The sequence below is a fragment of the uncultured Methylophaga sp. genome, assembly GCF_947259025.1.
Taxonomy (GTDB): Bacteria; Pseudomonadota; Gammaproteobacteria; order Nitrosococcales; family Methylophagaceae; genus Methylophaga.
Genome location: NZ_CAMYKO010000002.1, coordinates 139,959 through 166,270 on the forward strand (window position 1 = coordinate 139,959; position 26,312 = coordinate 166,270).

The 26,312-nt window shown below is 54.0% G+C and carries 25 protein-coding genes; 4 read left to right on the forward strand and 21 right to left on the reverse strand.

What is annotated here, in order from left to right:
• Window position 1: 1 nt before the first annotated feature.
• The 13 genes from Q0X64_RS01845 to Q0X64_RS01905 are packed head-to-tail and all read right to left on the reverse strand — an operon-like array spanning window position 2 to window position 10,760.
• The gene (locus tag Q0X64_RS01845) at window positions 2–724 is read right to left on the reverse strand and encodes an RNA polymerase sigma factor FliA (protein ID WP_297808263.1); all 723 of its coding nucleotides are present in this window, start codon (window positions 722–724) and stop codon (window positions 2–4) included.
• Entirely contained in the window at window positions 721–1,593 is an 873-nt protein-coding gene (locus Q0X64_RS01850) for a MinD/ParA family protein (protein ID WP_297808266.1), read from the reverse strand. The genes Q0X64_RS01845 and Q0X64_RS01850 overlap by 4 nt, the downstream gene beginning before the upstream one ends.
• The gene (gene flhF / locus Q0X64_RS01855) at window positions 1,586–2,785 is read right to left on the reverse strand and encodes a flagellar biosynthesis protein FlhF (protein WP_297808269.1); all 1,200 of its coding nucleotides are present in this window, start codon (window positions 2,783–2,785) and stop codon (window positions 1,586–1,588) included. Before flhF ends, Q0X64_RS01850 begins: the two co-directional genes overlap by 8 nt.
• A 31-nt stretch (window positions 2,786–2,816) precedes the next feature.
• Window positions 2,817–4,901 (reverse strand): flagellar biosynthesis protein FlhA, encoded by a 2,085-nt coding sequence (flhA, locus tag Q0X64_RS01860; RefSeq protein ID WP_297808271.1) that lies wholly within the window; start codon window positions 4,899–4,901, stop codon window positions 2,817–2,819.
• A gap of 52 nt (window positions 4,902–4,953) precedes the next feature.
• Entirely contained in the window at window positions 4,954–6,090 is a 1,137-nt protein-coding gene (gene flhB / locus Q0X64_RS01865; RefSeq protein ID WP_297808274.1) for a flagellar biosynthesis protein FlhB, read from the reverse strand.
• Window positions 6,083–6,865, reverse strand: a complete 783-nt coding sequence (gene fliR, locus Q0X64_RS01870; RefSeq protein ID WP_297808276.1) for a flagellar biosynthetic protein FliR — start codon at window positions 6,863–6,865, stop codon at window positions 6,083–6,085. Before fliR ends, flhB begins: the two co-directional genes overlap by 8 nt.
• Window positions 6,866–6,870: 5 nt before the next feature.
• Window positions 6,871–7,140: a flagellar biosynthesis protein FliQ gene (gene fliQ / locus Q0X64_RS01875; RefSeq protein ID WP_297808279.1), complete on the reverse strand. Its 270-nt coding sequence runs from the start codon at window positions 7,138–7,140 to the stop codon at window positions 6,871–6,873.
• Window positions 7,141–7,143: 3 nt separating this feature from the next.
• Window positions 7,144–7,881, reverse strand: a complete 738-nt coding sequence (gene fliP, locus Q0X64_RS01880; protein ID WP_297808282.1) for a flagellar type III secretion system pore protein FliP — start codon at window positions 7,879–7,881, stop codon at window positions 7,144–7,146.
• The gene (gene fliO / locus Q0X64_RS01885; RefSeq protein ID WP_297808284.1) at window positions 7,878–8,303 is read right to left on the reverse strand and encodes a flagellar biosynthetic protein FliO; all 426 of its coding nucleotides are present in this window, start codon (window positions 8,301–8,303) and stop codon (window positions 7,878–7,880) included. Before fliO ends, fliP begins: the two co-directional genes overlap by 4 nt.
• 2 nt (window positions 8,304–8,305) lie before the next feature.
• Entirely contained in the window at window positions 8,306–8,773 is a 468-nt protein-coding gene (fliN, locus tag Q0X64_RS01890) for a flagellar motor switch protein FliN (RefSeq protein WP_297808287.1), read from the reverse strand.
• A complete protein-coding gene (gene fliM, locus Q0X64_RS01895) occupies window positions 8,770–9,792 on the reverse strand; it encodes a flagellar motor switch protein FliM (protein WP_297808290.1) in 1,023 nt (340 codons plus the stop codon). Before fliM ends, fliN begins: the two co-directional genes overlap by 4 nt.
• A gap of 2 nt (window positions 9,793–9,794) precedes the next feature.
• Complete coding sequence (locus tag Q0X64_RS01900; RefSeq protein WP_297808293.1) at window positions 9,795–10,295, reverse strand: flagellar basal body-associated FliL family protein; 501 nt, start codon at window positions 10,293–10,295, stop codon at window positions 9,795–9,797.
• 48 nt (window positions 10,296–10,343) lie between these two features.
• Window positions 10,344–10,760, reverse strand: coding sequence for a flagellar basal body-associated FliL family protein (locus tag Q0X64_RS01905; protein ID WP_297808296.1), 417 nt, complete (start codon window positions 10,758–10,760; stop codon window positions 10,344–10,346).
• A gap of 133 nt (window positions 10,761–10,893) precedes the next feature.
• Here Q0X64_RS01905 and asd point away from each other — a divergent pair, with 133 nt between their 5' ends.
• Together asd and Q0X64_RS01915 are read left to right on the forward strand one after the other, a co-directional pair.
• Window positions 10,894–11,736: an archaetidylserine decarboxylase gene (gene asd / locus Q0X64_RS01910; protein ID WP_297808299.1), complete on the forward strand. Its 843-nt coding sequence runs from the start codon at window positions 10,894–10,896 to the stop codon at window positions 11,734–11,736.
• A gap of 1 nt (window position 11,737) precedes the next feature.
• Window positions 11,738–14,449 carry a cation-transporting P-type ATPase gene (locus Q0X64_RS01915; protein ID WP_297808302.1) on the forward strand — a complete coding sequence of 904 codons (2,712 nt, stop codon included), beginning with the start codon at window positions 11,738–11,740 and terminating at the stop codon, window positions 14,447–14,449.
• A 48-nt stretch (window positions 14,450–14,497) separates the two neighbouring features.
• Here Q0X64_RS01915 and zwf read toward each other — a convergent pair whose 3' ends face one another.
• Window positions 14,498–15,964 carry a glucose-6-phosphate dehydrogenase gene (gene zwf, locus Q0X64_RS01920; protein ID WP_297808305.1) on the reverse strand — a complete coding sequence of 489 codons (1,467 nt, stop codon included), beginning with the start codon at window positions 15,962–15,964 and terminating at the stop codon, window positions 14,498–14,500.
• Between the two features lie 79 nt (window positions 15,965–16,043).
• Here zwf and glgA point away from each other — a divergent pair, with 79 nt between their 5' ends.
• On the forward strand, window positions 16,044–17,507 hold the full coding sequence (gene glgA / locus Q0X64_RS01925; RefSeq protein ID WP_297808308.1) for a glycogen synthase GlgA: 1,464 nt from the start codon (window positions 16,044–16,046) through the stop codon (window positions 17,505–17,507).
• Window positions 17,508–17,510: 3 nt separating this feature from the next.
• On the forward strand, window positions 17,511–20,354 hold the full coding sequence (ppc, locus tag Q0X64_RS01930) for a phosphoenolpyruvate carboxylase (protein ID WP_297808311.1): 2,844 nt from the start codon (window positions 17,511–17,513) through the stop codon (window positions 20,352–20,354).
• Between the two features lie 581 nt (window positions 20,355–20,935).
• Here ppc and Q0X64_RS01935 read toward each other — a convergent pair.
• Genes Q0X64_RS01935 through Q0X64_RS01965 form a run of 7 tightly spaced genes read right to left on the reverse strand, consistent with a single transcriptional unit; the run spans window position 20,936 to window position 26,300 of the window.
• Entirely contained in the window at window positions 20,936–21,454 is a 519-nt protein-coding gene (locus tag Q0X64_RS01935) for a paraquat-inducible protein A (RefSeq protein ID WP_297808314.1), read from the reverse strand.
• Window positions 21,447–22,652 carry a DEAD/DEAH box helicase gene (locus Q0X64_RS01940; protein ID WP_297808317.1) on the reverse strand — a complete coding sequence of 402 codons (1,206 nt, stop codon included), beginning with the start codon at window positions 22,650–22,652 and terminating at the stop codon, window positions 21,447–21,449. Before Q0X64_RS01940 ends, Q0X64_RS01935 begins: the two co-directional genes overlap by 8 nt.
• Complete coding sequence (locus tag Q0X64_RS01945; protein WP_297808320.1) at window positions 22,649–23,521, reverse strand: SMP-30/gluconolactonase/LRE family protein; 873 nt, start codon at window positions 23,519–23,521, stop codon at window positions 22,649–22,651. Before Q0X64_RS01945 ends, Q0X64_RS01940 begins: the two co-directional genes overlap by 4 nt.
• A 45-nt stretch (window positions 23,522–23,566) precedes the next feature.
• Window positions 23,567–24,427, reverse strand: coding sequence for a DMT family transporter (locus tag Q0X64_RS01950; RefSeq protein WP_297808808.1), 861 nt, complete (start codon window positions 24,425–24,427; stop codon window positions 23,567–23,569).
• A 12-nt stretch (window positions 24,428–24,439) separates the two neighbouring features.
• Window positions 24,440–24,946 (reverse strand): DUF411 domain-containing protein, encoded by a 507-nt coding sequence (locus Q0X64_RS01955; protein ID WP_297808323.1) that lies wholly within the window; start codon window positions 24,944–24,946, stop codon window positions 24,440–24,442.
• Window positions 24,946–25,197: a hypothetical protein gene (locus Q0X64_RS01960; RefSeq protein WP_297808326.1), complete on the reverse strand. Its 252-nt coding sequence runs from the start codon at window positions 25,195–25,197 to the stop codon at window positions 24,946–24,948. Before Q0X64_RS01960 ends, Q0X64_RS01955 begins: the two co-directional genes overlap by 1 nt.
• Window positions 25,197–26,300, reverse strand: coding sequence for a TRAP transporter substrate-binding protein (locus Q0X64_RS01965; protein ID WP_297808328.1), 1,104 nt, complete (start codon window positions 26,298–26,300; stop codon window positions 25,197–25,199). The genes Q0X64_RS01960 and Q0X64_RS01965 overlap by 1 nt, the downstream gene beginning before the upstream one ends.
• Window positions 26,301–26,312 lie beyond the last annotated feature (12 nt).

Consider the following 26,312-nt stretch of genomic DNA (forward strand, 5'->3'; position numbering starts at 1 on the left):
ATTACATTATCCAGTCACGAAGTTTGGAACGGAGCCGCAGCACGGTCTGGCTGTGGATCTGGCTGACACGGGATTCACTCACGCCCAGCACTTCTCCGATCTCCTTCAAATTCAGCTCATCATTATAGTACAGGCTCATCAGCAGCCGCTCGCGGTCAGGCAGGGTTTCTATAGCCTGCGCCAGCGCTGACTGAAAACTGTCATCCTGTACTTCGTCGTCCGGGGAAGCGGGTCTGGCCGATAGCGGACTGGCCTGGGTTTCATCATTGTCAGTGAAATCATCCAGACTGAATAGTTGGTGACCGGTCGAGTCCTGCAGGAGCTGATGATAGTCGTTTATGTCCAGCCCCAGTGCCGCGGCCACTTCGCTGTCGGTGGCATCACGACCTTTCTGCTGGGCGATTTGCTGCATTTTTTCCGAGATATCGCGGGCTTTTTTGTGCACCGAACGTGGCGCCCAGTCATTACGGCGGATTTCATCCAGCATGGCACCACGGATGCGGATGCCGGCGTAGGTTTCGAAGCTGGCACCCTGCGACGCATTGAACTGATGAGAAGCATCAAGTAGCCCGATCATGCCGGCCTGAATCAGATCTTCCGCTTCTACCGAAGGTGGCAGGCGCGCAATTAAGTGGTAGGCGATACGTTTGACCAGTGCGGCATGCTGTTCAACCAGTTCTGATTTGGATTGACCTGATGAATACATGGCAGCTCTGCTGTTCATGTCATTTCCATACTTGCCTGAATCAGTCGCTCAACAAAAAACTCCATATGGCCGCGCGGTTGTTTTTGCACCGGCCAGTATTCGATTTTTTTGGCCAGATGCGCAAAAGCGGTGGCCGCCTTGCTGCGGGGGAAAGCATCGACCACACTGCGCTGCTTTTTGACCGCACGGCGCAAATCGTCATCAAAAGGGACAATACCCATAAAATCGAGCGTGACATCAAGAAAACGGTCGCAGACCAATGAAATTTTATCAAACAGCTCGCGACCTTCCTGCACATTGCGGCTCATATTGGCAATGATATGGAAGCGTTCGACGCCATGTTCGCGGCTGAGCAGTTTGATCAGGGCATAGGCATCGGTAATGGAAGCCGGCTCATCGCAGACCACCACGATGACTTCCTGCGCCGCTTTGCTGAAACTGACCACGCTGTCGGCGATACCGGCAGCACTGTCGATCAGTAAGACATCGATATGCTGATCCATTTCACTGAATGCCTGGATCATGCCGGCATGTTCAGCCGTGCTCAGCTCGGCCATTTTCTGTACGCCCGAGGCGGCTGGGATGATTTTCAGTCCGGCAGGACCCTCAACAATGATATCGCTGAGCGTTTTGCTGCCGTCCAGCACGTGCAACAGGTTGAACTGCGGGTGCAGACCCAGCATCACGTCAATGTTGGCAAGACCCAGGTCAGCATCCAGCAGCACCACCTCTTTGCCTTGTGACGCCATTGCCACCCCGAGGTTGACGGTGACATTGGTCTTGCCGACGCCGCCCTTGCCACTGGCAATGGCAATGACCTTAACCGGCCGTGGCGGGTTGACCTGACGTCGCAGGCCGGCAGCCTGATCCTGAGAATTTTCAGCCATAGGCGGCAAAACCTCCGTAGCTGGACAAGGTTTGCGGGTCCAGTTGTTGTTCTTCGTTCATTAATTCACTGGCCTGGTTAACCAGGCTGTTGGGACGGGCCAGGCTCAGGTCTTCCGGCACCTGCTGGCCATTGGCCAGATAAGCCAGCGGCATGTTGTGGCGAATCATGGCGGAGATCGCGCCGCCCAGACTACTGGCCTCATCGGTCTTGGTTAATATACAGCCGCTTAAAGCCAGGTGCGAGAATGCTTTTATGGTGTCGTCCATGGCGCTGGCCTGAGTGTTGGCTGACAGGGTCAGGTAGGTTCTGACTCTGGGTGACTGCTGTTTGAGCAGAGCAAATTTTTCACTCAGTTGCATATCACGCTGATTCATTCCAGCAGTATCTATCAGGATAAAACGGCGATCAAGCAAATCGCCCAGAGTTTCGGCCAGTTCCGAGTGATCTCTGGCGACGCGGATCGGTACACCCAGGATGCGGGCATAGCTGCGAAGCTGTTCCTGACCGCCGATGCGGTAACAGTCGGTGGTAACCAGCGCGACTTGGCGGGCACCGTGTTTCAAGGCGCAGCGGGCGGCGAGCTTGGCGATGGTGGTGGTTTTGCCGACACCGGTAGGGCCGACCAGAGCGTAGATGCCTCCCTGCGACAGAAAGTCTTGCTCTGCCAGCGGGATTTGGGCGGCAAGACGGCCCATGGACTGCCGCCAGGCAGTTTCCAGATCATCGATACCGGCCATCTGCGCAGTGATGGTTTTGGCAATCTCTACATCCACGCCCATGTGCAGGAAGCGTTTAAGTAACTGCATCTGGGTGGGGCTCTGGCGTTCCATATCTTTCCAGGTCAGATCGGAAAGCTGGTTCTGCAGCATATCGCGGAGGCTGGCGATTTCGCGGCGCATCTGAACCAGGGTAGGTTCCTGTGACCAGATATTTTCACGTGGCGCGGCGGCAGCCGGCACGTCGCGTTCCAATGTTGAAGGATTGATTTCCACCCGGGGTTGTTCCGGTGCCGCCGCTGTCGGTTGTGCCTGGCGGCGGAACTGGCTTTCGTCATAGTCAGTAGCGGCGACAATTTCGATACCGCCGTCAACCCGGGTGTTGGACAGGATTACGGCATCGGGGCCCAGCACATCCCGGACTTCACGAATCGCCTGACGAACATCAGCAGCCTGGAATCGTTTGATTTTCATAATTCAGCTCTTCCTCACATAAGCCTAATCATCAGCGGCCGACATTGGCCACAATCCTGATTTGCTTGTTGTCCGGTATCTCGTTGTAGGACAACACGTTCAGGCCCGGAATCGAGTGGCGGATAAAGCGCGAAATCCAACTGCGCAACCCTGCCTGTACCACCAGAATGGCGGCATCGCCTGTCATTTCCTGTCTTTGCGTCACTTCCTGCAGATTCTTATGCATGTTCTCCGCCAGACCGGGTTCCAGACTTGCGCCACCTTCACCGGATGCCTGCAGAGTTTTCAGCAATATCTGTTCCAGTTCAGGATCGAGGGTAATGATGGGCAGTTCATGATTGGTGCCATTGATGTGCTGGATGATGGAGTGACTCAATGCCATCCTTACAGCTGCGGTAATGGCCTCCGGGTCTGGATTACGCGCCGCCTGTTCAGAGATGGATTCGGTAATGGTGCGGATGTCGCGGATCGGAATATTTTCTTCCAGCAGGTTCTGCAGGACTTTCTGCACTGTGCCCAGTGGCACGGTGTCGGGCACCAGGCCTTCCACCAGCTTGGGCGCCGTTTTGGCCAGGTTATCCAGCAGGTGCTGGACTTCCTCGCGGCCCAGCAGATCCTGGGCGTGGTTATTGAGGATTTTGCTCAGATGCGTGGCAATCACGGTATCGACATCAACCACGGTATAGCCCTGTGCCTGGGCATGTTCACGCTGTCCGGTTTCAATCCAGACGGCATCAAGACCGAAGGCCGGATCTTCGGTTTTCACCCCGTCCAGGTCGCCAAAAACTTGACCCGGATTGATCGCAAGCATGCGGTCGGGATAGATCTCGGCCTCACCGAAAGTCACGCCAAACAGGGTAATTTGATAGGCCGTGGGTGCCAGATCCAGATTGTCGCGGATATGTACCGGCGGGATAAGAAACCCCATTTCCTGCGAGATTTTTTTACGTATACCTTTGATTCGATTCATTAACTGACCGCCCTGGTTTTTATCCACCAATGGAATCAGACGGTAGCCGACTTCAAGGCCGATGGGATCGACGGGGCTCAGATCATCCCAGCTCAGCTCACGCTGTTCCTGGCGGTTCTCCGCCTGTGGCTGCTGGGCGGCGACTTCGGCTGCAGCGGCAGCTTTTTGACGTTGGTATGACAGCCACGCCACGGTGCCGCCGATAGCAGCGAGAATCAGAAAGGGCAGATTGGGCATACCCGGGACCAGACCCAGTCCGCCGAGGATGGCGGAAGTGATGGCCAAGGTTTTGTGGTTGCTCATTAACTGGCCGATGATCTGTTCGCCCATATCCTGCTCTTTGGTAGAGCGGGTGACCAGCAGGCCGGCGGCTGAGGCCAGTAACAAAGAAGGAATCTGTGCCACCAGGCCGTCACCGATGGTGAGCAGGGTGTAATACTGTGCGGCTTGGGCAAAGCTCAAATCATGCTGGGCCACGCCGATAATAAAGCCGCCCAGAATATTGATCACCAGGATCAGAATACCGGCGATGGCGTCACCGCGTACAAATTTACTGGCACCGTCCATGGAGCCGTAGAAGTCGGATTCCTGCATGATCTCTTCACGGCGGCGGCGGGCTTCGTCCTGATCAATCAGGCCGGCATTGAGATCGGCATCGATCGCCATCTGTTTACCGGGCATGGAATCGAGGGTAAAGCGGGCACTGACTTCGGCAATCCGAGTCGCGCCTTTGGTGACCACTACAAAGTTGATGATGACCAGGATCGCAAACACTACGAAACCGACCGCGTAGTTACCACCGATCACGAATTCACCAAAGGCTTCAATCACATTACCGGCGGCAGCGGTGCCGGTATGGCCTTCCAGCAAGATGATGCGGGTAGAAGCGACGTTCAGCGCCAGCCGCAGCAGGGTGGCAATCAGCAAAATGCTGGGAAAGGCAGCAAAATGCAGCGGCTTGAGCATGTAGATACTGGCGAGGACAATCACCAGCGACAGGGCGATATTGAAGCTGAACAGCATGTCCAGCATAAACGCTGGCAGCGGCAGGATTACCATTGCCAGCAGGGCAACCAGTAACATCGGGGTGGCCAGGTGGCCGTTCACCACGGATTTGAAACGGGCGGCCAAAACGTTATTTTCCATCTACAATCCTTAACCGTAATAAGTTGTTGCTAAAGCGCCGCAGCGCCTTTTATTACGAATCTCGCTTCAGTTCATCAGGTATCGGCAGGTCTTCCGGGTTCAAGCGCGGTTTGTTGCCACCCTGTTTGTGGTAACGCCGCAACTGGAACACAAAAGCCAGCACCTGAGCTACTGCAATATACAGACCAGATGGAATCTCATCGCCGATTTCGGTTGAGTAATAGACTGCCCGGGTCAACGGCGGCGCAGCCAGAATCGGCACTTCGTTATTGTCGGCGACCAGACGGATTTGCTGGGAAATCAGATCCGCGCCTTTGGCGACCACCACCGGCGCCCCATCGCTGGTCTGGTCATATTTGATGGCAACCGCATAATGTGTCGGGTTAGTGATAACAACATCTGCGGACGGAATATCCTCCATCATCCGCTGCTGCGATAACTGCACCTGCAGGCGACGGATGCGGCCTTTCACCTCCGGATTACCATCGGTGTCTTTCATCTCGTCTTTGACTTCCTGCTTGGTCATGCGCAGCTGGCGGGCATGGTTCCAGATCTGAAACGGCACATCGATCAACGCAATCAGAATCAGGCTGGCGGTGATCGCCAGAAATACCCACAAGGTCAGATAACCCAGATCAGCCATGGCGACTTCGACTTCCTGTCGGCCGAGTGTCAATAATTGGTCACGGATTCCCCACAAAATCGCGGTGGCAAAAGCACCGACCAAAATAAACTTACCCAAAGCTTTCGCGAGTTCTATCAATCCCTGCGGGCCGAAGATACGTTTCAGGCCTTTGAGTGGGTCCAGCCTCTCTCCTTTGGGGGCCATAGCCTGGCCGGAAAAATTCCAGCCGCCGATGAGGGCCGGAGCGGCCAGTGCTGCTACCACGGTTACGGCCATGAAGATCCCCAGATCGAAAGCCATGATTTCAATGCCCTGGATAAAGGTATTGACCATGGCATCGGTATCAAACAGCTGCTTACGGGTGAGGCTGAATGAGAGGGTCATGACTTCACCCAGGTCGGCAATAATGTTTTCGCCCACAAAGAACAGGGCGATCGCACTGAGGATCATCACCAGCACCGTGGTCAGCTCACGGGATCGCGGAACCTGGCCTTTTTCCCGCGCCTCTTCCAGGCGCTTGGCCGTGGGTTCTTCTGTTTTTTCCTGACCGCTCTCTTCAGCCATCGCGTGTTACCAGCAGGCGTGCCATTTGCAGCATATGGTCGCTCATATTCACCAGGTGCTCACCAACCAGCGGCAGCGTTACCATAATGATCACAAACCCGGTAATGATGGTCATTGGGAAGCCGATAGTGAACGGACTGATTTGCGGTGCTGCCCGCGACAGAATACCGAACGACAGATTGACCATCATCAGGGAACCTATCGCCGGTAATGCAATAATGACACCAGCCGCATACATCCAGCTTGCCTGGGCCACCACGTCACGAAAATCATTGGCGATTAGCCCTTTTGCCGCCACCGGCATGGTGGTGAAACTCTCATTGATGACCTGAATCATGATCAGGTGGCCGTCAATCGTGACGAATAATAAGGTCACCATGATCAGGTAAAGCTGACTGATCACCGGCACCATCACGCCATTCTGTGGATCCACCATGGAGGCAAAACCCAGGCCCATCTGCATGGCAACGATCTGACCGGCCACAATAAACGCATTGAATAACAGCTGCAGCATAAAGCCCATGCAGGCACCAATCAGAATCTGATGGGCAATAATCAGCAGGCCGCTGGCACTGAGTGGTGCGACTTGCGGCATTTCGCTGGGGATGGTGGGAATAATGACCATGCTCGCTGCCAACGCAATCAATAGCCGGGCTCGGGCACTGACAAAATTACTGCTGAAAATCGGCGCGACCATGATCATGGCGGTAATACGGAAAAACGGCCACAGATAACTGCCCAGAGCGCCGGTGATCTCAGCGATGCTGAATTCCATCGCCTTTAACCAATCAGGAACGGAATATCTTCAAACAGGCGACGGGCGAAATTGATTAGCATGCCCAGCATCCACGGGCCCGCCACCATCAACACCAGCAGGGTGGTGAACAGTTTGGGAATGAAGGTCAGTGTCTGTTCGTTAATCGACGTTGCCGCCTGGAACATGCTCACTAACAGGCCGATGCCCAGTGCCGGTAACAAAATGGCCGCTATCAAGAGGGTAATGATCTCCAGCGTCTGTTGCATCACGGTGAGTACGGTTTCGGGCGTCATGGCTTATATATAAAAACTCGAGGCCAAAGTGCCCATCAACAGGGCCCAGCCATCTATCAACACGAACAGCATGAGTTTGAACGGCAGTGATATCAGCATCGGTGACAGCATCATCATACCCATGGCCATTAATACACTGGCGACCACCAGATCGATGATCAGAAACGGAATAAAGATTAGAAAGCCAATCTGAAAAGCCGTTTTCAGTTCGCTGGTGACAAAGGAAGGCAGCAGCAGGCTGTAGGGAATATCATCCGGGGTTTCCATGGCCTCGTAACCACCGATGGATGCAAACAGTTCGATATCACTCTCGCGGGTCTGGGCCAGCATAAACTCGCGGAATGGCGCCCCGCCCCGTTCAAATGCTGTAGTAAATTCTATTTCACCATCCATATAAGGCACCACCGCATCGTCGTATGCCTGGCCGAACACCGGGTGCATAAGAAAAATGGTTAGAAACAAAGCCAGGCCAATCAGGATCTGGTTGGATGGGGTGGACTGCACGCCCATCGCCTGGCGCAGAATGGCCAGCACGATGATGATACGCGTGAATGAGGTCATCATCATCAGCCCTGCCGGCAACAGGGTTAGCACCGTCATCAGTGCCAGGATCTGCAAGGTGATGCTATAGCTCTGGCCACCTTCGTCCTCTGTCATGGTAATCGCCGGGATACCCTGTTCGGCACCGAAAGCAAGCAGCGGCGACAACATCAGGGCCAACATCAGCAACCAACGCATCATTGCTTACCCCGTTGCTGCATGATCTGGCGTAGTTTGCCGGCAAAGTCGCCGTTGTTAGAGCTATCGACTTCCAGCGGTGTAGCCAGTTTGTGTAACAAGTTGATTTGTTGTGGCGTGACGCCCAGCAATAACTGTTCATCACCGATCTGAACCAGCACTGCCCGTTCGCGGGTGCCGAGAGGCAGGCCGGCAATGACTTTCATCTTGCCACTAGCGGCAGTGTGAAAACTATTGCTGCGCTTAAGCAGCCAGGCCACCAAAGCAATGCAGACCAGTACCAGGATCAAGCCCAGTAAAGTTTGCAACAGGCTGGATGCTGATACCGGCGACTCGCCCAGTGTTCGAGCAGTATTGGCCTGTTCAGCGGCATAAAGGGGCAGGGCCAGCAGCCACAGGCTGCAGAATGACAGGATCTGTTTCATTATCAGCGCAGTTTTTTGATGCGCTCGGCAGCGCTGATAACATCAGTCAGGCGGATGCCGAACTTGTCATTGACCACCACCACTTCGCCGTGGGCAATCAGGGTGTCATTGACCAGTACGTCCATTGGTTCACCGGCCAGTCGATCCAGTTCTACCACCGAGCCCTGACTCAGTTGCAACAGATTGCGGATACTGATTTTGGTGCGGCCGATTTCCATGGAAATGGTGACCGGGATGTCCATCACCATATCCAGATCCACATCTTTGCCCGGCTTGCCATCATCATCCAGTTGCGCCACCGGTGCCGGATTGGCCTGCTGTTGCTTACCTTCGGCTTCTGCCTGTTCCTCCAGTGCTTCCGCCCAAGGGTCACTGGCATCGTCGCTTTCCGGTTCGTCGGCCTGTTCTTCCAGCGCCGCCGCCCATTCGTCAGCCAGTTCCTGATCTTTTTGTTGGGTGTCGTCACTCATTTTTTCTTACCTTTTCGGAGTTGGTAGGTCGGTGTGTAATCGATAGGATGTTCGATGACTTCCTGTATTTTCAATGCTGCTTTTTCGTTGTGTTCACCATAGCTGGCACGAAACATCGGTACATCTTCCACCATGGTCACCACCTGCTTGGGCATGTCGATGGGGATAATGTCGCCGGCCTTGAGCTTGATGATCTGTTCCAGGCTGAGGGTGGCCTCGGCCAGATGTGACCATAGCTCAACCTCGGCGATCTTGATTTCTTCACGCAGTGCTTTGCCCCAGCGGCCGTCATCCATGGAGCGGTCACTCTGCAGACCGGTATCCAGCAGTTCACGGATAGGTTCCAGCATGGAGTAAGGGAAGGTGACATGAATATCGCCGCCGCCACCGTCGAGCTCGATATGAAAGGTGGAAATCACCACCACTTCACTGGGGCTGACGATATTGGCGAACTGCGGGTTGACCTCGTGGTTTACAAACTCAAAATCGACTTCCATCACCGGCGACCAGGCTTGAGTCAGATCGCGGAAACACAAAGTCAGCACCATGTTGATGACGCGAAGTTCAGTGGCAGTAAATTCACGACCTTCAATACGGGCCTGGAAACGGCCTTCGCCACCAAAATAGTTATCCAGAATGGTAAATACCAGCTTGGGTTCCAGCACAATCAGCCCGGTACCGCGCAGGGGGTGGAGATGAATCAGGTTGAGACTGGTGGGCACAAACAGCGTGTGCATATATTCGGAGAACTTCATCACCTGTACGCCGCCTACCGATATCTCCGCTGAGCGACGCAGCATGTTGAACAAGCTGATCCGCAGGTAACGGCCAAAGCGCTCATTGATCATTTCCAGGGTCGGCATGCGACCACGGATAATGCGCTCCTCATTACCGAAGTCGTAAGAGCGGGCGGTACCGCTATCTTCATCCGGCTGGTCGTTAGTCTCCAGCTCGCCGTCGCCCATGCCATTCAGCAAGGCATCGACTTCGTCTTGTGACAATATATCGTGGACAGCCATGGTTATTGCATGATGAAGCTGGTGAAGTACACCGCTTCCAACTCATCCTCCAAAGAAGTCTCGGATTTCAAAATCCGGTTTATGGTTTCCAGGCAGGCCTGTTGCAGTACCTGAGAACCCTCGCTGGTCTGCAAGTCGTCATATTTTTGACTGTAGAGCAACATCAGCAATTCATGCTGGATGGCAGGCAGGTGAACCTTGACGCTATCAATCACAGCCTGGCTGCGCGCCATCACTTTCATTTTGACTTGCATATAACGTACCTGCTCATCGCTCTGCTCGGAAAAGTTCACGATAAACGGGTCATCAATGCTGTAATAAATCGGCGCCTGCTTTGCGCTGCTCTGCTCTGTTGCCGGATCAGCCTCGCCATTTCCCATTAGCATGAATACGCCCAGCCCGATTACTGCCAGCAATAACACCGCGATAAGACCTATCAACAGTTTGATGGTTTTGTTATTCGCCGGCTCGGCGACGTCAATATCGTCTTTTTGTTCTGCCATAAAAGCTATCCACGTCGGGTTTATTGATTATTAGCAAGGAGTGTGCCGTTACTGCAGGATAAAGCGGGTAAAGTAGACTGCTTCCAGGCCATCGCTACCGGTTTCCCGCTCCAGAATTTGGCTGATTTTCTCCAGCGCTGCCTGCTGAAGTTGTTCACGGCCTGTCACGGTGCTGACTGTCTGGTAGTCCTGATCGGTAAACAATACCCGCAAGGCATCCTGAATCATCGGCAGGTTCATTTCAGCATTATTGATGATGGCCGGATCATCCGATTTCAGCGCCACACTGATCTGCAGGTAACGCATTTTCTCCTGGCTTTGGTTGAGAAAGTTGATAGTGAACGGCTCTTCTATCTCGAAGTAAGGTTTAGGGCCTTCGGCACCGGATGTCGGCTCGGCCGCCTGCAATGGCAGGGATAGCATGATGCACAGCGCCAGTAGGATGGAGATGAGGGATCGAATCATAGCTTGCTATACTCCCGCTTGTTATTACAGTTGATGTCGGCAATGGTGTTGATTATGACAAGCTTGCACGACAGGTTAAAGAGGAGCCCCGGTAGCAGTGAATTCAGAAAACAACAATAACAGGCCATGCAGCATGATGGATAAATGGCTGACGCTACCGCAGTATGTGCTGCCACAGCATCTGCTGTCGGTCTGTATGCACCGCCTCACTCGCAGTGAGGTCCGTTGGTTTAAAAATGCCTTTATTCGCTTTATCTGCTGGAAGTTTAAAGTTGATATCAGCGAGGCGGCTTCTGCCGATCTGGCCGATTACCCGAGTTTTAATGCGTTTTTTACCCGCCGCCTGCGTGATGGCATCCGCCCGCTGGCGGAGGGTAACAAGGTCGTGTCGCCGGTGGACGGTGCGGTCAGTCAACTGGGCCTGATTAGCGATGGGCGGATTATTCAGGCCAAAGGTCGAGATTATTCCGTGACCGAGCTGCTCGGCGGGGACCAAAAATTGGCAGCGCAGTTTGAAGCCGGGCAGTTCGCCACTATTTACCTTTCACCCAGAGATTATCACCGCATTCATATGCCGCTTAGCGGCCAGCTTCAATCAATGCGCTATGTGCCGGGTAAACTGTTTTCAGTCAATCCCCGCACTGCCAGAGCAGTACCGGCTTTGTTTGCCCGCAATGAACGGGTGGTGACGGTGTTTGAAACCGAGTTCGGCCCGCTGGTGCAGGTGCTGGTTGGCGCGATATTTGTGGGCAGCATGGAAACCGTCTGGGCCGGGCAGATTACACCACCTTATGGTAAGTCTATGCAGGAATGGACTTATGTCGGTGATGAGAGACTCAGGCTGGATAAAGGCCAGGAAATGGGCCGCTTCAATATGGGCTCAACCGTGGTCATGCTGCTGCCGCCCGGCATGCCGGCTTTCAGTGATAACTGGCAACCCGGCGGCAAAATACAGCTGGGCCAAGCGATGAACTGATATGCTTTCGCCATCGCCAACCCAATCCGCTGAACAACTCGCCAGACAGCCCGCCTGGCATGCAGTGGAGCAAGCTGAGGTGTTGGCGCAGCTGGACACGACTGAACAGGGACTATCAAGTGAACAGGCCAGAGTAAGGCTGGCTGAGTATGGGCCGAACCGGCTTCCCGATACGGTCAAACGCGGGCTTTGGCAGCGCTTTCTGGCGCAGTGCAACAATGTGCTGATCCTGGTGCTGGCGGTTGCCGCCGGTATTGTGTTGCTGTTGGGACACTGGGTGGATGGCCTTGTTATCAGCGCCGTGATTCTGATCAACGCCTTGATTGGCATGGTGCAGGAGGGCAAAGCCGAGGATGCCATCGCTGCACTGGGAAGAATGCTGAGCACCAGTGCCGTGGTCAAACGTAACAACAGCAAAATTACTGTGTCTGCGGACGAGCTGGTGTCCGGCGATTTGGTGTTTTTTCAGGCCGGTGACAAAGTACCGGCTGATGTGCGTCTGCTGTGGGCGAAGAATCTGCAATTACAGGAAGCAGTGCTGACCGGAGAATCGATGCCGGTGGCTAAAACGCCGGAGGCAGTCGCGCAAGCGACCGAGCTTGCAGACCGCCAGTGTATGCTTTATTCAGGCACGCTGGTGACATACGGTCAGGCCCGCGGCGTGGTCGTGGCTACCGGCACTGATACCGAGTTAGGCAGAATCAGCAGTCTGTTGTCTGACGTCCAGACCATCGCCACTCCCTTACTGACTCAGATAGCCTTATTCAGCCGCCAGCTCAGTGTCATGATCGTGTTGATCGCGATACTAACCCTGCTGGTGGGCATCATCGTGCATCAGTTTACCTTGAGCAGTATGTTTATCGCCGCAGTCAGTGTAGCGGTGGCAGCCATCCCTGAAGGATTGCCTGCCATTATGACGATTACACTGGCAATCGGTGTGCAGAAGATGGCGGCCAGGAAAGCCATTATCCGCAACTTGCCGGCTGTCGAGACACTGGGCTCGGTGACGGTCATCTGTACCGATAAAACCGGCACCCTGACCCGTAACGAAATGACTGTCACAGCAATGTGGAGCGCCGATGAGCATGAATTACGGGTGACCGGCAGCGGCTATGATCCGCATGGCGATATCATGCAGGGAGAGAGCCCGGTTGGTATCGAGCAGACACCCATGCTGCAGGATCTGATTCGTGCTGGCTTGCTATGCAACGATGCCCGTTTGCTCAACAAAGACGGGCACTGGCTTTGTGAAGGCGATCCGACAGAGGGCGCGTTGCTGAGTCTGGCTGCCAAGGCGGGTCTGCAAATTGAATTTGAAAAAGCCGCTTTGCCGCGCATTGATGTTATTCCGTTTGAATCCGAACACCAGTTTATGGCCACACTGCATCATGACCATCAGGGAAGGCATTTCTGTTACCTCAAGGGCGCACCGGAGCGAGTGCTGGAAAAGTGTCATTTTCAGCAGGATGGCAAAGCTTTGGATTTACAGCACTGGCAGCGTTGTATCAAACAACTCGCTTCGCAGGGGCAGAGAGTGCTGGCGCTCGCCAGACTGGATTTTGACGGTAGCCAGAGTGAGCTGAATTTTACTGATGTAGAGAATGGCCTGACCTTGCTGGGTCTGGTGGCAATGATGGATCCGCCGCGTGAGGATGCGATACAAGCCATCCGCCTGTGTCAGGATGCCGGTATCGAAATCAAGATGATCACCGGTGATCACAGCGATACCGCGGCAGCGATAGCTGGCAGGATGGGCATGAACCCGGCGGTGATCAGCGGCAGCGAGATCGAACAACTGGATGAGAGTGCTTTGCGCCGGATCGTGAATGAAAAATCCGTGTTTGCCCGGGCAACCCCTGAACACAAGCTGAAACTGGTGAAAGCCCTGCAACAGAATGAAGAAGTCGTGGCGATGACCGGTGATGGGGTGAACGATGCGCCGGCGCTGAAACGTGCTGATATCGGTACAGCCATGGGCATCAATGGCACCGAGGTGGCGCGCGATGCTGCCGACATGGTGCTCGCTGATGATAACTTTGCCTCGATTGTCGATGCGGTGGAAGAGGGCAGGACGGTCTACGATAATCTGACCAAAGCTATCCTGTTTATTTTGCCAACCAGTGCTGGTGAAGCACTGATCATCATTGCTGCCATTGTGATGGGTGTGATGCTCCCCATTACCCCGGTGCAAATTCTCTGGATCAATATGATCACTGCAGTGACGCTGGGGCTTGCGCTCGCTTTCGAACCGGTTGAGCCAGGGGTGATGGCACGGCGTCCACGAGAGAGGAAGACGCCGCTATTGACGGCGCAACTGATTCGCCGGATTGCTTTTGTCTCGGTAGTGATGATGCTGGGCAGTTTCGGTTTGTTTTTGTGGCATATCGAAGCAGGCCACAGTCTTGAGGTCAGTCGCACCGTGGCCGTCAATACGCTGGTGATGTTTGAGGTTTTCTATCTGTTCAACACCCGCTTTTTGAATGCGCCGGTTCTCAACAGTCGGGGCTTACTGGGCAACCGTATTGCGCTGCTGGCGGTTATAGTTTTGTTGATCTTCCAGTCAGGCTTTACCTATTTTCCGGTCATGCAGTTTCTGTTTGGCAGCGCCGCAATCAGCGGATTCAGTTGGTTATTGATCGTGATGACAGCGTCACTCATCTTGTGGCTGGTGGAATTGGAGAAATGGATATTAGGACGGCATCAGCGCACATAAAAAAAGCCGGCTAAAGGGCCGGCTTTTTTGATTCAGGCCTGACTGCGATCAGGCTTTGTTACGCCAGGCGTGGCAGGAGTCATCCTGCAAGCGACTGACTTCTTCCGGCCCCCAGGTGCCGGCCGGGTAGGTGTGGACAAAGCTTTTATCCTTGGCCCATTTGTTGAGCACGGGATCGACCACTTTCCAGGCCAGGTTGACTTCGTCCGAGCGCAGGAACAGCGAACGGTCGCCCTGTATGGCATCCAGGATCAGCGCCTCATAGGCATCCAGACGGTGCTTGGTTTCGTCGTTATCCACCGTTTCCAAGCCCACAGTGTGGCTCTTGAGCTCAAGACCGGGTTGTTTCGACTGCAGTTCAATGCGCAGGGTGTTATCCGGTTGCAGACCCATCACAATCCAGTTGGCGTGACTGTCACCAATATGCGTGTCTTTGAACAGTTCCTGAGGCGGCTTTTTGAAGCGAATCGCGATCATCGCCTTGGATTCCGGCATGCATTTACCGGTGCGCAGGTAGAACGGCACACCGCGCCAGCGCCAGTTATCGATGTAAATCTTCATCGCCGCATAGGTTTCGGTGACGCTGTCGTTAGGTACTTCTTCGTCTTCCAGGTAACCCGGTTCCGGTTTACCGTTCACTTCACCGGCTGAATACTGGCCGCGGAAAGCATGCTCATCGACGATATCTTCGGTGATGGGGCGAATCGCTTTCAGCACTTTCACCTTCTCATCGCGCAGTGATTCATCGTCCAGATCGGCAGGTGGCTCCATCGCGACCAGTGCCATGACCTGCAACAGGTGACTCTGAATCATGTCACGCAAAGCACCGGAGTCATTGTAGTAACCGGCGCGGCCACCGACGCCCTGTTCTTCGGCATGGGTTATTTGCACGTGGTCGATGTAATTACGGTTCCACAGTGGCTCCAGCAGCAGGTTGGCAAAACGGAAGACAAAAATATTCTGAACCGTGCCTTTACCCAGGTAGTGATCGATACGGTAAGTCTGTTCTTCGGTGAAGTTTTTGCGCAGTACGCCTTCCAGTGCTTCTGCACTTTTCTGGTCGAAACCAAAGGGTTTTTCCACCACCAAGTGACGCCAGCCGTCATCTTCCTTGTTCATGCCCACGGCGGCCAGTTGATCGCCAACGGTGCCAAACAAGGCCGGGCTGATGGAGAGATAGAAAACGATATTTTGCGGGAAGCCGTTTTCTTCACTGATCAGCTTTTTCAGCTCGTGGTAGCTGAAGGCATCATTGATATCGCATTTAAAGTAGTGAACGCGATCCAGAAACTTCGCCAGTAAATCGTTATCGACGCCGCCACGCGCTTTGGGTGTGACAAACTCGGTGACTTGCTGTTTCCAGTCATCCTGCTCACAATCACGACGACCCATGCAGATAATGCGGGTATCGTCGGTGAGTCTTTTCTCGGCATCGAGGTGATACAGAGCTGGCAGCAATTTTTTCTTTGACAAGTCGCCGGTGGCGCCAAAAATAACAATTGTACAAGGTTGCATGATTTCTCCCGTTGCAGGCTATGACTCAGCCTTTGACCGTATATAATTTGCAGGATTGTACAATTTTTGGGAGATTCGCGTGCGAAAAATTCTCTTTGCCAGTAGTGAAGTGCACCCGCTAATGAAGACCGGCGGCCTGGCTGATGTGTCTGCCAGCCTGCCTATTGCACTGCGCGAACATGGCCAGGATGTGCGCATTATCATGCCTGCTTACCGCCAGAGTTTGCAGCATCTGGAGCAACTTGAAACCGTCGCCACGATAAAGCTGGATGGCTATCATTCCGCGGTCGATATTCTGCAGACGACGTTGCCGGACAGCGATGTCGTCCTGTGGCTGCTGGACTCACCCCATCATTATGACCGCGATGGGGGCCCTTACAGCGATCCGACAGGACAGGACTGGGCGGATAATGCCGCCCGCTTTGCGCTGTTATCGCGCGCCGCAGTGAAAATTGCGCTCAACGAGGCCGGGCTCGACTGGCAGCCGGATATTCTGCACTGTAACGACTGGCAGACCGGCCTGGCACCGGCGTTACTGGCAACGCGCAAGCAGCGTCCGCAAACCGTGTTTACCATTCACAACCTGGCTTACCAGGGCTTGTTTAGCGAAGACGTGTTCCAGGCGCTGGATCTGCCGGATTCGCTGTGGCAAATGGAAGGCCTGGAGTTTTACGGCATGATGTCGTTTATGAAAGGCGGGCTGATTTTTGCCGATCAGATCACCACAGTCAGCCCGACTTATGCCCGCGAAATCTGTACGCATGAATTTGGCTACGGGCTGGAAGGCTTATTGTCCTACCGGCTGCAGCAGGGCAGGCTCAGCGGCATTCTCAACGGCATTGATTCGCATATCTGGGACCCGCAGCAGGATGCGTTTATTACCAAAAAATACAGCAGTAAAACGGTGCGCAATAAGGCGCTGAATAAAACGGCGCTACAGCAGCATTTTCTGTTGCCGGAAAATAAAGACAGTCTGCTGATTGGCCTGATAAGCCGCCTGGTATCTCAGAAAGGCATTGATCTGGCTGTTGAAGCCATGGAGCGGGTGCTGAAGGTCGGCCATGATGTGCAACTAGTGTGCCTGGGCAGTGGTGAGGCGGAACTGGAGCAGGCATTGCGCGTATTGCGCGCCCGCTACCCAGACCGCGTTGGTATTACCATTGGCTATGATGAAGCGTTATCGCATCAAATCGAGGCGGGCGCTGATGTGTTTCTGATGCCGTCGCGGTTCGAGCCCTGCGGGCTGAACCAGATGTACAGTCTGCGCTATGGCACGCTGCCGATAGTGCGGAATACCGGCGGCCTTGCCGATACGGTAGTTGACGCCAGCGATGAAAACCGCAAAGCTGGTATTGCTAACGGTTTCAGTTTTGATGAGCCAGCCACTGCGGCTCTGGAACAAACCCTGTTACGCGCCGTCGCCTTGTTTGCGCGACCGCGGATCTGGCGCAGCATGATGCTCGTTGCAATGCAGCACGACTTCAGTTGGGAAAACAGCGCCATCGCCTATATCGAACTCTACCACCACATTGTTAACCGGTAACTTATGACTGATTATCAGCCTGTACTGAGCACAGTTGAAAAACTGGCTTTGCTTGACGACAAAGATTTACGCCAGCATGTCCGCTTTTTGGGGCACATTCTGGGTGAAGTGATTGATGAACGCGCCGGACGCCAGGTGTTCGACATTGTCGAGCATTTGCGCCAGGGCTTTATCAAGCTACGCAAGGGTGATGATGCGACATTGCGCACCGAGCTCCTCAGTTATTTGAATACGCTCGATGAGACGACACTGCATGCGGTCATCCGCGCCTTTAATCTGTATTTCAGCCTGCTCAATACGGCAGAAGAAGCCTTCAATTACCACAACCGCATGTTGCAGCTGCGTAATGGCGGTGATTTGTGGGAAGGGTCTTATCTCGATACCCTGCGCCAGTTCAAGGCTGCCGGGGTCACGCTGGCCCAGTTACAGCCCTTGCTGGATTCCCTAACCTATATGCCGGTTTTCACCGCGCATCCGACTGAGTCCAAGCGTCGAACGGTGATGGAAATTCTGCGTCGCATCTTTCTGCTGGATGAGACGCTGACCCATCAGCCTTTAACCCCGTTTGATGAAGAGCGTACCCGCAAGGAAATCAAGAAACAGGTACAGCTGCTGTGGAGCACGGATGAGGTCCGCGCCATCAAACCGACTGTGCGTGATGAAATCAAAAACGGTCTCTTTTATTTCAATGTTAGCCTGTTTGACGCGGTGCCCAGAACCTACCGCAATCTGGAAAATGCGATTCGCCGGGTTTACAGCGATGAAATTGAAGCTGGTCAGGATTTCAAGGTGCCGGGGCTGGTCAAATTCGGTTCCTGGATTGGCGGTGACCGCGATGGCAATCCTTTTGTCACCGCTGAAACCACTGAAATGGCAATCCAGTTGCAAAAGCGCACGGTGATTCGCCGTTACCTGGAAGACATTACCAAGCTCAGCTATATCCTGACTCACTCGCAGCCCTTGTGTCAGATCAGTGAGGCCCTGGCCGAAGACATGGCAGAGAGCGAACAGCGCTACGCCGGCGCGTTTCTGGCCAAGCATGATCGCTTTGTCAATGAGCCATACCGGCGCAAACTCTATATGATGCGCCACCGGCTGCAGGATAATCTTAACCTGCTGCAGCAGTATTTCCGTCCCGATCTGGAGCCGACTACGCTGGGCGTGGCTTATGCCAATGAAGATGAATTACTGGCCGATCTGCACCTGATTTTCGATTCGCTGGTGGAAAACGGCGACAGCGACATCGCCGGTGGTGAGCTCAATGATCTGATCCGGCTGGTGGAAACCTTCGGCTTTTATCTCTATCACCTGGATATCCGCCAGGAATCGACCCGTCACACTGAGACGCTGGCAGAAGTATTAAAGGCCAGCGGTGTGCATGACGATTACCTGCAGCTGGATGAAAAAGCGCGGCAGGCGTTACTGACCGGTCTGTTATCACAACAGTCTGTGCCTGCTATGCCGGCGCTCGACAGTGACAATCAGGAAGTGCTGAATGTCTTCTCTTTGATGAGCCGTCTGCACAAAGAAGTCAGCCCCCGCGCCTTCGGCAGTTATGTCATTTCGATGACGCACCAGGCCAGTCATATTCTCGAGGTGCTGACTCTGGGACGCTTTGCAGGTCTCTGTGGCTATGATGACAATGGTGAGACCTACTGTCATCTGCGGGTGGCGCCATTGTTTGAAACCATTGAAGATCTCAGCCATATCGACCCGGTGATGTCGGCACTGATGGAAAATGCCGATTATCGCCGGCTACTGGCGGCTTCCGGGAATTTACAGGAAGTCATGTTGGGCTATTCCGACTCCTGTAAAGATGGCGGCATCCTGGCTTCCGGCTGGAATCTGTTCAAAGCCCAGAAAGCCATTACCCGCCTGACCAAGAAGCATGCGCTGGAATGCCGTATGTTCCATGGCCGTGGCGGCACCATCGGTCGCGGTGGCGGCCCCACTCACGATGCCATCCTGTCGCAACCCATGGGCACCGTGCAGGGACAAATCAAGTTCACCGAGCAGGGTGAGGTGCTGTCCTTTAAATACGGCAATATCGAAACCGCCGCCTACGAGCTGGGCATGGGCGTTTCCGGCCTGATCAAAGCCTCACGCAGCCTGGTTACAGAAATTGGCGAAGTGGAGCCAGCTTATCTGGATATCATACATGAGCTGACCCAGACCGGCGAAGCCAGTTATCGCAAACTCACCGAAGATACCCCCGGTTTCCTCGACTATTTCTACGAAGTCTGTCCGGTCACCGAAATCGGCATGATGAATATCGGCTCACGGCCTTCCCACCGCAAACCCGGTGACCGCTCCAAGTCTTCGGTCAGGGCCATCGGCTGGGTCTTCTCATGGGCGCAGTCCCGGCATACCTTGCCTGCCTGGTATGGCATCGGCACCGCGCTGGAAGCCTGGCATCAGGGAGAGGAAGACAAGATCGCCATTTTGCGGCAAATGGTCAGGCAGTGGCCGTTTTTCCGTGCTCTGCTCAGTAACACCCAGATGTCTCTTTCCAAGGCCGATATGAATATCGCCCGCCGCTATGCCGCGCTGTGCGAGGATGCCTTCCAGGGACAGCAGGTGTTTGAACTGATTCAGGCCGAGTACTGGAAAACCCTGGAGCAGGTGTTGCTGGTGGTCGAAGCCGACAGCCTGATGGCCGACCTGCCGGCACTGAAAATGTCTTTGCGTCGGCGTGAGGCTTATCTGGATCCGATTAACTATATTCAGATCCTGTTGCTGCAGCGTTATCGGGATACTTCGGTAGATGAGGCTGAGCGCCAGCGTTGGTTGGATCCCTTGTTGCGGACGATTAGTGCGATTTCTTCTGGGATGAGGAATACAGGCTAATTTCTTTTAATGAGTTAATTGCCACGCCGATGGGTGTGGCAATTTCTCAGAATTGATTTACATCAAAACTCTGGACGCTGCCGCGGGGCGTTCATTTATTTTGCATGCCCAAAATAAACGAACCAAACAAAAGGGCAGCCCACAGCTTGCCCTAACGGGTTCCCTGCGCTTCTCAATCAGTTTGGACACGACGAAAACTCGCTACGCTCAGACACTCGTCGTGTTTGATCCAAACTGATTTGCGATGCTCGGCTGCGCTGAAGGGCGGGCAGTGTTTGGTTCGTGGCATCCCTGCCACTCACCCTTCGGGCGCCGCAGGCCAGCACAGAGGGGAGTTTGTGAGCCCCTTTTCCCGTTATAGTGCCGCCAAAAATTAAACCGGGTTGATGGGAGAAGTGGTCGAGTGTGTGAGCGCAGCGAGTTTTCGGCCACGCCATCAACCCGGTTTAATTTTTGGAAATAAGGCAATATCGGGTGCCTTTTTGTTTGGTTCCGTTTATTTTGGGCAAACAAAATAAATGAACTCGCCTTTCAGGCGAAATAAAACGCTATGAAAAATAGAGGTTCACTGAAGGTGAAACTCAGCTTTGAGCAGAACCATTTGAATCAGATTGTTGATTCTCCAAAAGCCTCACCGTTGACTGCGTCGTCAACATAATCAACAACACCGCCGCACCAAACACATACAAACCCGGATGGATCTGAATACTGGCAATGGCGCCCATCTTGACGGTGACAATCAGCATGGCGACCACCATGACATCGAGCATGGCCCAGCGGCCATAATCATGCATCAGCCTGAGCAGTTTCATTTTGATCGGGTGCGGTTTGTTATCGCTTTGCAGTAGTTTGAACAGCAAGGCAACCTTGGCCATCGGCACCACAACGCTGAAGCAGCCAATCACCACAAACAACACATACTGACCGGCTTTCCATAACTCGCTGATACCGGAAATGACGGAAAACTCATTACGGATCACCACAAACTGGCTGATGGTCAGCATCGGCAGAAACAGCCCGGCCAGCAGCAGGACGCTGCTGATTATCAGTAGCCAGCGCAGTTGCAGCAGTTTGCGATGGGGGCGATAAGCTTCAGGCACGATCTTTTTTGGCGATATAGCGCGGCTTGTCTTTGTTTTTGCTTTTCTTTTTATTGCTCTTGGCTTTGGGTGCCAGGCCTTTCATCTTACGCACCGGCAGGCTTTGGCCGATATGGTGCTCAATACGCTTGAGGTTGCTTTGATCATTGGGCTCAACCAGGTTGATGGCATTACCCGGCTGACCGGCGCGACCGGTGCGTCCTACGCGGTGAATATAGATATCGCCGCGAAACGGTACATCATAGTTAATCACATGGCTGACCTGCGGCAGATCCAGGCCGCGGGCAGCGACATCGGTCGCCACCAGTACCTTGATTCTGCCCTGGCGGAATTTACGGGTACGCTCACGGCGGTCGGCTTGGGAATAATCGCCGTGAATCACCTGGGCTGACAGGTTCTGCGACTGCAGGTAGTCTGCGACTTCCTCGGCCCGTTCTTTCTTATTGCAGAACACCAGTGCGCTCTGGCATTCGGGCAGCGTAATCACGGCTTTCATCAGTGCCTGTTTGTGTTCGCGGTTATCGGCGAGATACACGGTCTGACTGACTTGTTCGGCGTACTGATTGGCGGCATTGACCTCAACGCGCTGGGCATCGGGCAGCAGGGCATTGGCAAACAGTTCCACCCCGGCACCAGCCAGCGTCGCTGAAAACAGCGAGGTCTGAAATGCGGTGGTGATATGTGACAGCACATTAGCAACATCCGGACCCTGGCCCATATCCAGCATGCGGTCGGCTTCATCAATAACGACATATTCTACAGCCGATAAATCAGCCTGATTCTGCTCCAGTAACTGCAGCATCCGGCCCGGGGTGGCAATGATAATATCGCAGCCATCGTCCAGATACTGCACCTGTGCCGCCGGGGACTGACCACCGGTGATCATCGCCACACGGAGCTTGATGAGCGAGTCGAAGCTGTGAATCACATGCTGGGTCTGGAAGGCGATTTCACGGGTTGGCGCCAGTAGCAGTGCACTGGCTTGCTTGCCCGCGCTGGGCTCATCCATCAGTTTCTGCAACAGCGGCAGCACAAAAGCCAGCGTTTTACCACTGCCGGTGGCGGCGCAGGCGAGTACATCTTCACCGGCCATCAGCAAAGGAATGGTTTCCTGCTGCACCGCGGTCGGGGTTAACAGGTTTTGTTCAGCCAGCCTCTCAAGCAGGGGCTGATCCAGCATTAAGTCGTCAAAGGTCATTGATAGGAGATCCGGAAGGCTGAGACCTGGTTTTCCATCATCATCGGTACGATCACCAGATTTTTCTCCGGCATCACCGTGTGATCGGCGCTGCCCTGTTCAAACTCGATCAAGGTCTGGCTGCTGCCGGTCTTGGTGATTAACAGCAAACGTCCCTTCATCCAGTCAGTCACCAGATAATTACCCTTGCCGTCAGCTTCCACGCCATCGAGATTACCAACGGGTGAGCCGTCCCCCAGACTCTCAATAGCACGGGTTTCCAGGTCGATAACTTTGAGGTGGCCGGGCACATCGGTGGCAAAGCCATCAACCATATTGCCCCAACTGCCCACGATCAGTTTATTGTTCTCTACCAACAGACCATTGGGCGCTTCCAGATTCGGATCATCCATCCAGAGCTTGAATTCACCGTCAATGAGACGGTAAATGCGGTTGGTCATCATATCGCTGACATAGACGCCGCCCTGGCGGTCCAGGCTGACATCGTTGAGAAATTTGGCACCGTCAGCGGGGTAACGCTTGACCACGGATTTTTGCTTGATATTAATCTCAACCAGTTCATTCAGATCTGCGACAAACAGTGTATCGTCTTTTATCGCCAGGCCTTTGGGTGCATTGAGGCCATCCAGCCAGTGCAGCGTTTGAATCTCGCCTTCATCCGACAGGCGGCTGATAAAACCATTGCCATCAGCCGCATCCGGACTGCCGTTGACGTTGGAGACAAACAGCGCGTCACTGCCGGGATGGTAAATCACCGACTCAGGGTTTTTCAGATCGGCACTGGTTTTCCAGGCCGGACTGAGCGTGGGCTCAGCCTGCGCGGTGGCAGTAAAAATAAAGCTGGCAAAAAAGACGGGAAGAAATTTCATTGCACCCTCCGAGGTTTGATAGGCAAATGATAACAGGCCTGCGCCTCAGGCGTTGAGTACCAGCAGACTGCCTGCCACCATGACCAGGCAGGCAGCGAGCCGCCTGAGGATATGTTTTTCATTAAAAATCCGGTAACCGAGAAAAACCTGCAGCACCATGCTCAGTTGAAACAGCGCCAGAGAATACGCGACCAGCAGCTGAGAAAATACCAACATGGTCATAAACTGCATCAAAAAGATCAGACAGCCCAGGTAGACAATCGGGTAGATCTGGTTTTTGGCCAGCGCCATATCGGCTTTGAAGTTGTCATGCACAAACAGCAATTGCGCGAGCCCGGCCAGCGGCAGGCCCAGCAGACACCAGAACACGGTAGTGGGCAGCGCGCCGCCATCAACCACGGCATTTTTCAATGGCAGGGTACCGACGGAAAATAGCAGGATCGACAGGAAACGAAACTGCACACCACGCTGTAAAAACAAGTGCCAGATGCGGCCCTGACTGGCTTTGGGTGGAAACAGAAAGTAACTGCCGGCAACGATCACAAAGACGCCAATAAAACCCTGCAGACTGGGGATCTCACCCAGAAACACAAGCGCCAGCAGCATTGAAATCACCACTTTGTAGGCATTGAGCGGACCGAATACCGACAGATCGGTTTTCGATAAAGACATCACCAGGGACAGGGTGCCGGCCATATCCAGTAGGGCAGCGAAAAAGATATTAATCCAGAAGTGGCTGCTTAACTGAGACGGATTGAAAGTCCAGAGCAAAGGCAGGCAGATAACAGCCAGCACCACATAGGATGCAAACACGATAAAAAACGGGTGCAGGCCACGATGGGTCAGTTGTTTCTGAAAAACGTTGGAGAACGCCGAGAACAGCAGGCGTCCCAGCACCACAAGCATTTCCACCGGTATTTATTCCCCGTTGGAAACGGTGTGATATTGCTGATCCGGACCCACCTGATAACGGTTGAAGACCCGGAACTGCTGATCCTTATCAAAGCTGATAACGTTGAAGTCGTCTTTTTTGGGGCCCATTTCCATACCCGGCGTGCCCACCGGCATCCGCGGTACTGACAAGCCGACAATATCGGGTTTTTGCTGCAGCAACTGCTTGATATCGCCAGCAGGCACATGACCTTCAATCAGGTAACCGCCGACTTCGGCGGTATGGCAGGAGCGCATTACATTGGGAACATCCTGACGCGCCGGCACTGCAGCCAGATTATGAGTGACCTGGTCAATCACCGTAAAACCGTGTTTTTCTAGGTGCTTGATCCACTTGTGACAGCAGCTGCAGTCGGGACTACGGTTCACGATAATCTCGGTTTTTTCCTGCAAGGCAGTCTCAACCTGGTCCCATTCGCTCTCAGCAGCAACGGGCAGGCTCAGCAACATCAGTAAAGAAAGAAATAATCTCATCACAAATACTCGACGAATATCGCCTTGTCCTGGCTGTGTTGTTCAACAAAAGTGAGTGCGGCCATCACCGCTTTCTCATCACTGGCATCGACCTGGTAGGGCAGGGAATAAATGTCGATGCCGGCTTTTTCAAACACCGTTAAGTCAGACTCGGATTTCAACGCCGGGTTCAGCCACAGGCCGGCTTGATGTGCCAACACTTCCGGCTCGGCCTCGGCCAGGCCTTCAGCGGTGAAGATCAGAAACAGCATCAGTCCCGCTCAATACTGAGATAGGAGCGTTCTGAGACTGCCGTCCACTCGTCATCCTTGGCGCGAAATGCCTGATAAGCTTCGTAGATGCGTTTGAATTCGGGATCGGCAGCGGCCTCTTCATCCAGCGTTTCTTCGGTCATCGCCTGCAGCCTTGCCAGCACATCATCAGGGAAACGCTGGATTTCAATATCATCACGTGCCTGCAGATCTTTGAGCGCCATCAGGTTTTTCTGTTCCATTTCCGACAGCATCAGCATGTTTTCTGATTCCGCGGCATGAGTGATGATGGCCTGCAAGTCGGCCGGGAGACTGTCCCAGGCGCGTTTGTTGACAGTCAACTCCAGAACGGTGCCGGGCTCGTGCCAGCCGGGATAGTAGTAGTGTTTGGCTGCGCGGTACAGGCCCAGTCGTTGATCATGGAACGGGCCAATCCATTCCGTGGCATCAATATTATTGCGATCCAGCGAGGTGTAGACTTCACTACCGGCTAACAGCACAGGTGTGCCACCAGCTTTAGCAAAGACTTTACCGCCCAAGCCTGGAATACGCATTTTAAGGCCATCCAGGTCTTCTACCGAATTAATTTCCTTGTTGAACCAGCCGCCCATCTGCACACCGGTATTACCCAGCGGGAAGGGCACCACGTGGAAGGGTTCATAGACTTCACGCCATAACTCCAGACCACCACCATGATAGAGCCAGGCATTCATGCCGCGCGGCGTCATACCGAAAGGCACGGTAGAGAAAAACTGCGCTTCCGGCACTTTGCCGGCCCAGTAGTAGGCACTGCCATGGCCCATTTCCACTGTGCCCTGAGACACGGCATCAAAAGTCTGCAGGGCCGGAATCAGCTCACCACCGGCATAGACCTTAATATCAATCCGGCCATTGGACATGGCTCTGACATTTTCAGCAAAGCGCTCAGCGCCTTCCTGTAACACCGGGAAACCGGGCGGCCAGGTAGTGACCATCTTCCAGTTATAGGTTTTGCCGCTGCCTGCCGTGGCACCCGGGCCGGCCTCATTCTCAGGGCCACAGGCGGTCAGCGTGATGAGCAGCAGGCCGGCAAGCCAGAATCGCAGATTTGCAGACTTCAACATGGTTGTTCCTTC

Coding starts and splice junctions, on each gene's coding strand:
- Q0X64_RS01940 (WP_297808317.1), bottom strand. CDS start 22,652: ATGACCTTTGACGACTTAATGCTGGATCAGCCCCTGCTTGAGAGGCTG.
- Q0X64_RS01915 (WP_297808302.1), top strand. CDS start 11,738: ATGCTTTCGCCATCGCCAACCCAATCCGCTGAACAACTCGCCAGACAG.
- ppc (WP_297808311.1), top strand. CDS start 17,511: ATGACTGATTATCAGCCTGTACTGAGCACAGTTGAAAAACTGGCTTTG.
- Q0X64_RS01955 (WP_297808323.1), bottom strand. CDS start 24,946: ATGAGATTATTTCTTTCTTTACTGATGTTGCTGAGCCTGCCCGTTGCT.
- flhA (WP_297808271.1), bottom strand. CDS start 4,901: ATGGAAAATAACGTTTTGGCCGCCCGTTTCAAATCCGTGGTGAACGGC.
- fliO (WP_297808284.1), bottom strand. CDS start 8,303: ATGAAACAGATCCTGTCATTCTGCAGCCTGTGGCTGCTGGCCCTGCCC.
- Q0X64_RS01945 (WP_297808320.1), bottom strand. CDS start 23,521: ATGAAATTTCTTCCCGTCTTTTTTGCCAGCTTTATTTTTACTGCCACC.
- asd (WP_297808299.1), top strand. CDS start 10,894: ATGATGGATAAATGGCTGACGCTACCGCAGTATGTGCTGCCACAGCAT.
- Q0X64_RS01965 (WP_297808328.1), bottom strand. CDS start 26,300: ATGTTGAAGTCTGCAAATCTGCGATTCTGGCTTGCCGGCCTGCTGCTC.
- Q0X64_RS01905 (WP_297808296.1), bottom strand. CDS start 10,760: ATGATTCGATCCCTCATCTCCATCCTACTGGCGCTGTGCATCATGCTA.
- Q0X64_RS01900 (WP_297808293.1), bottom strand. CDS start 10,295: ATGGCAGAACAAAAAGACGATATTGACGTCGCCGAGCCGGCGAATAAC.
- flhF (WP_297808269.1), bottom strand. CDS start 2,785: ATGAAAATCAAACGATTCCAGGCTGCTGATGTTCGTCAGGCGATTCGT.
- Q0X64_RS01950 (WP_297808808.1), bottom strand. CDS start 24,427: ATGCTTGTGGTGCTGGGACGCCTGCTGTTCTCGGCGTTCTCCAACGTT.
- fliM (WP_297808290.1), bottom strand. CDS start 9,792: ATGGCTGTCCACGATATATTGTCACAAGACGAAGTCGATGCCTTGCTG.
- fliQ (WP_297808279.1), bottom strand. CDS start 7,140: ATGACGCCCGAAACCGTACTCACCGTGATGCAACAGACGCTGGAGATC.
- Q0X64_RS01845 (WP_297808263.1), bottom strand. CDS start 724: ATGAACAGCAGAGCTGCCATGTATTCATCAGGTCAATCCAAATCAGAA.
- fliR (WP_297808276.1), bottom strand. CDS start 6,865: ATGGAATTCAGCATCGCTGAGATCACCGGCGCTCTGGGCAGTTATCTG.
- fliP (WP_297808282.1), bottom strand. CDS start 7,881: ATGATGCGTTGGTTGCTGATGTTGGCCCTGATGTTGTCGCCGCTGCTT.
- Q0X64_RS01850 (WP_297808266.1), bottom strand. CDS start 1,593: ATGGCTGAAAATTCTCAGGATCAGGCTGCCGGCCTGCGACGTCAGGTC.
- Q0X64_RS01960 (WP_297808326.1), bottom strand. CDS start 25,197: ATGCTGTTTCTGATCTTCACCGCTGAAGGCCTGGCCGAGGCCGAGCCG.
- zwf (WP_297808305.1), bottom strand. CDS start 15,964: ATGCAACCTTGTACAATTGTTATTTTTGGCGCCACCGGCGACTTGTCA.
- fliN (WP_297808287.1), bottom strand. CDS start 8,773: ATGAGTGACGACACCCAACAAAAAGATCAGGAACTGGCTGACGAATGG.
- flhB (WP_297808274.1), bottom strand. CDS start 6,090: ATGGCTGAAGAGAGCGGTCAGGAAAAAACAGAAGAACCCACGGCCAAG.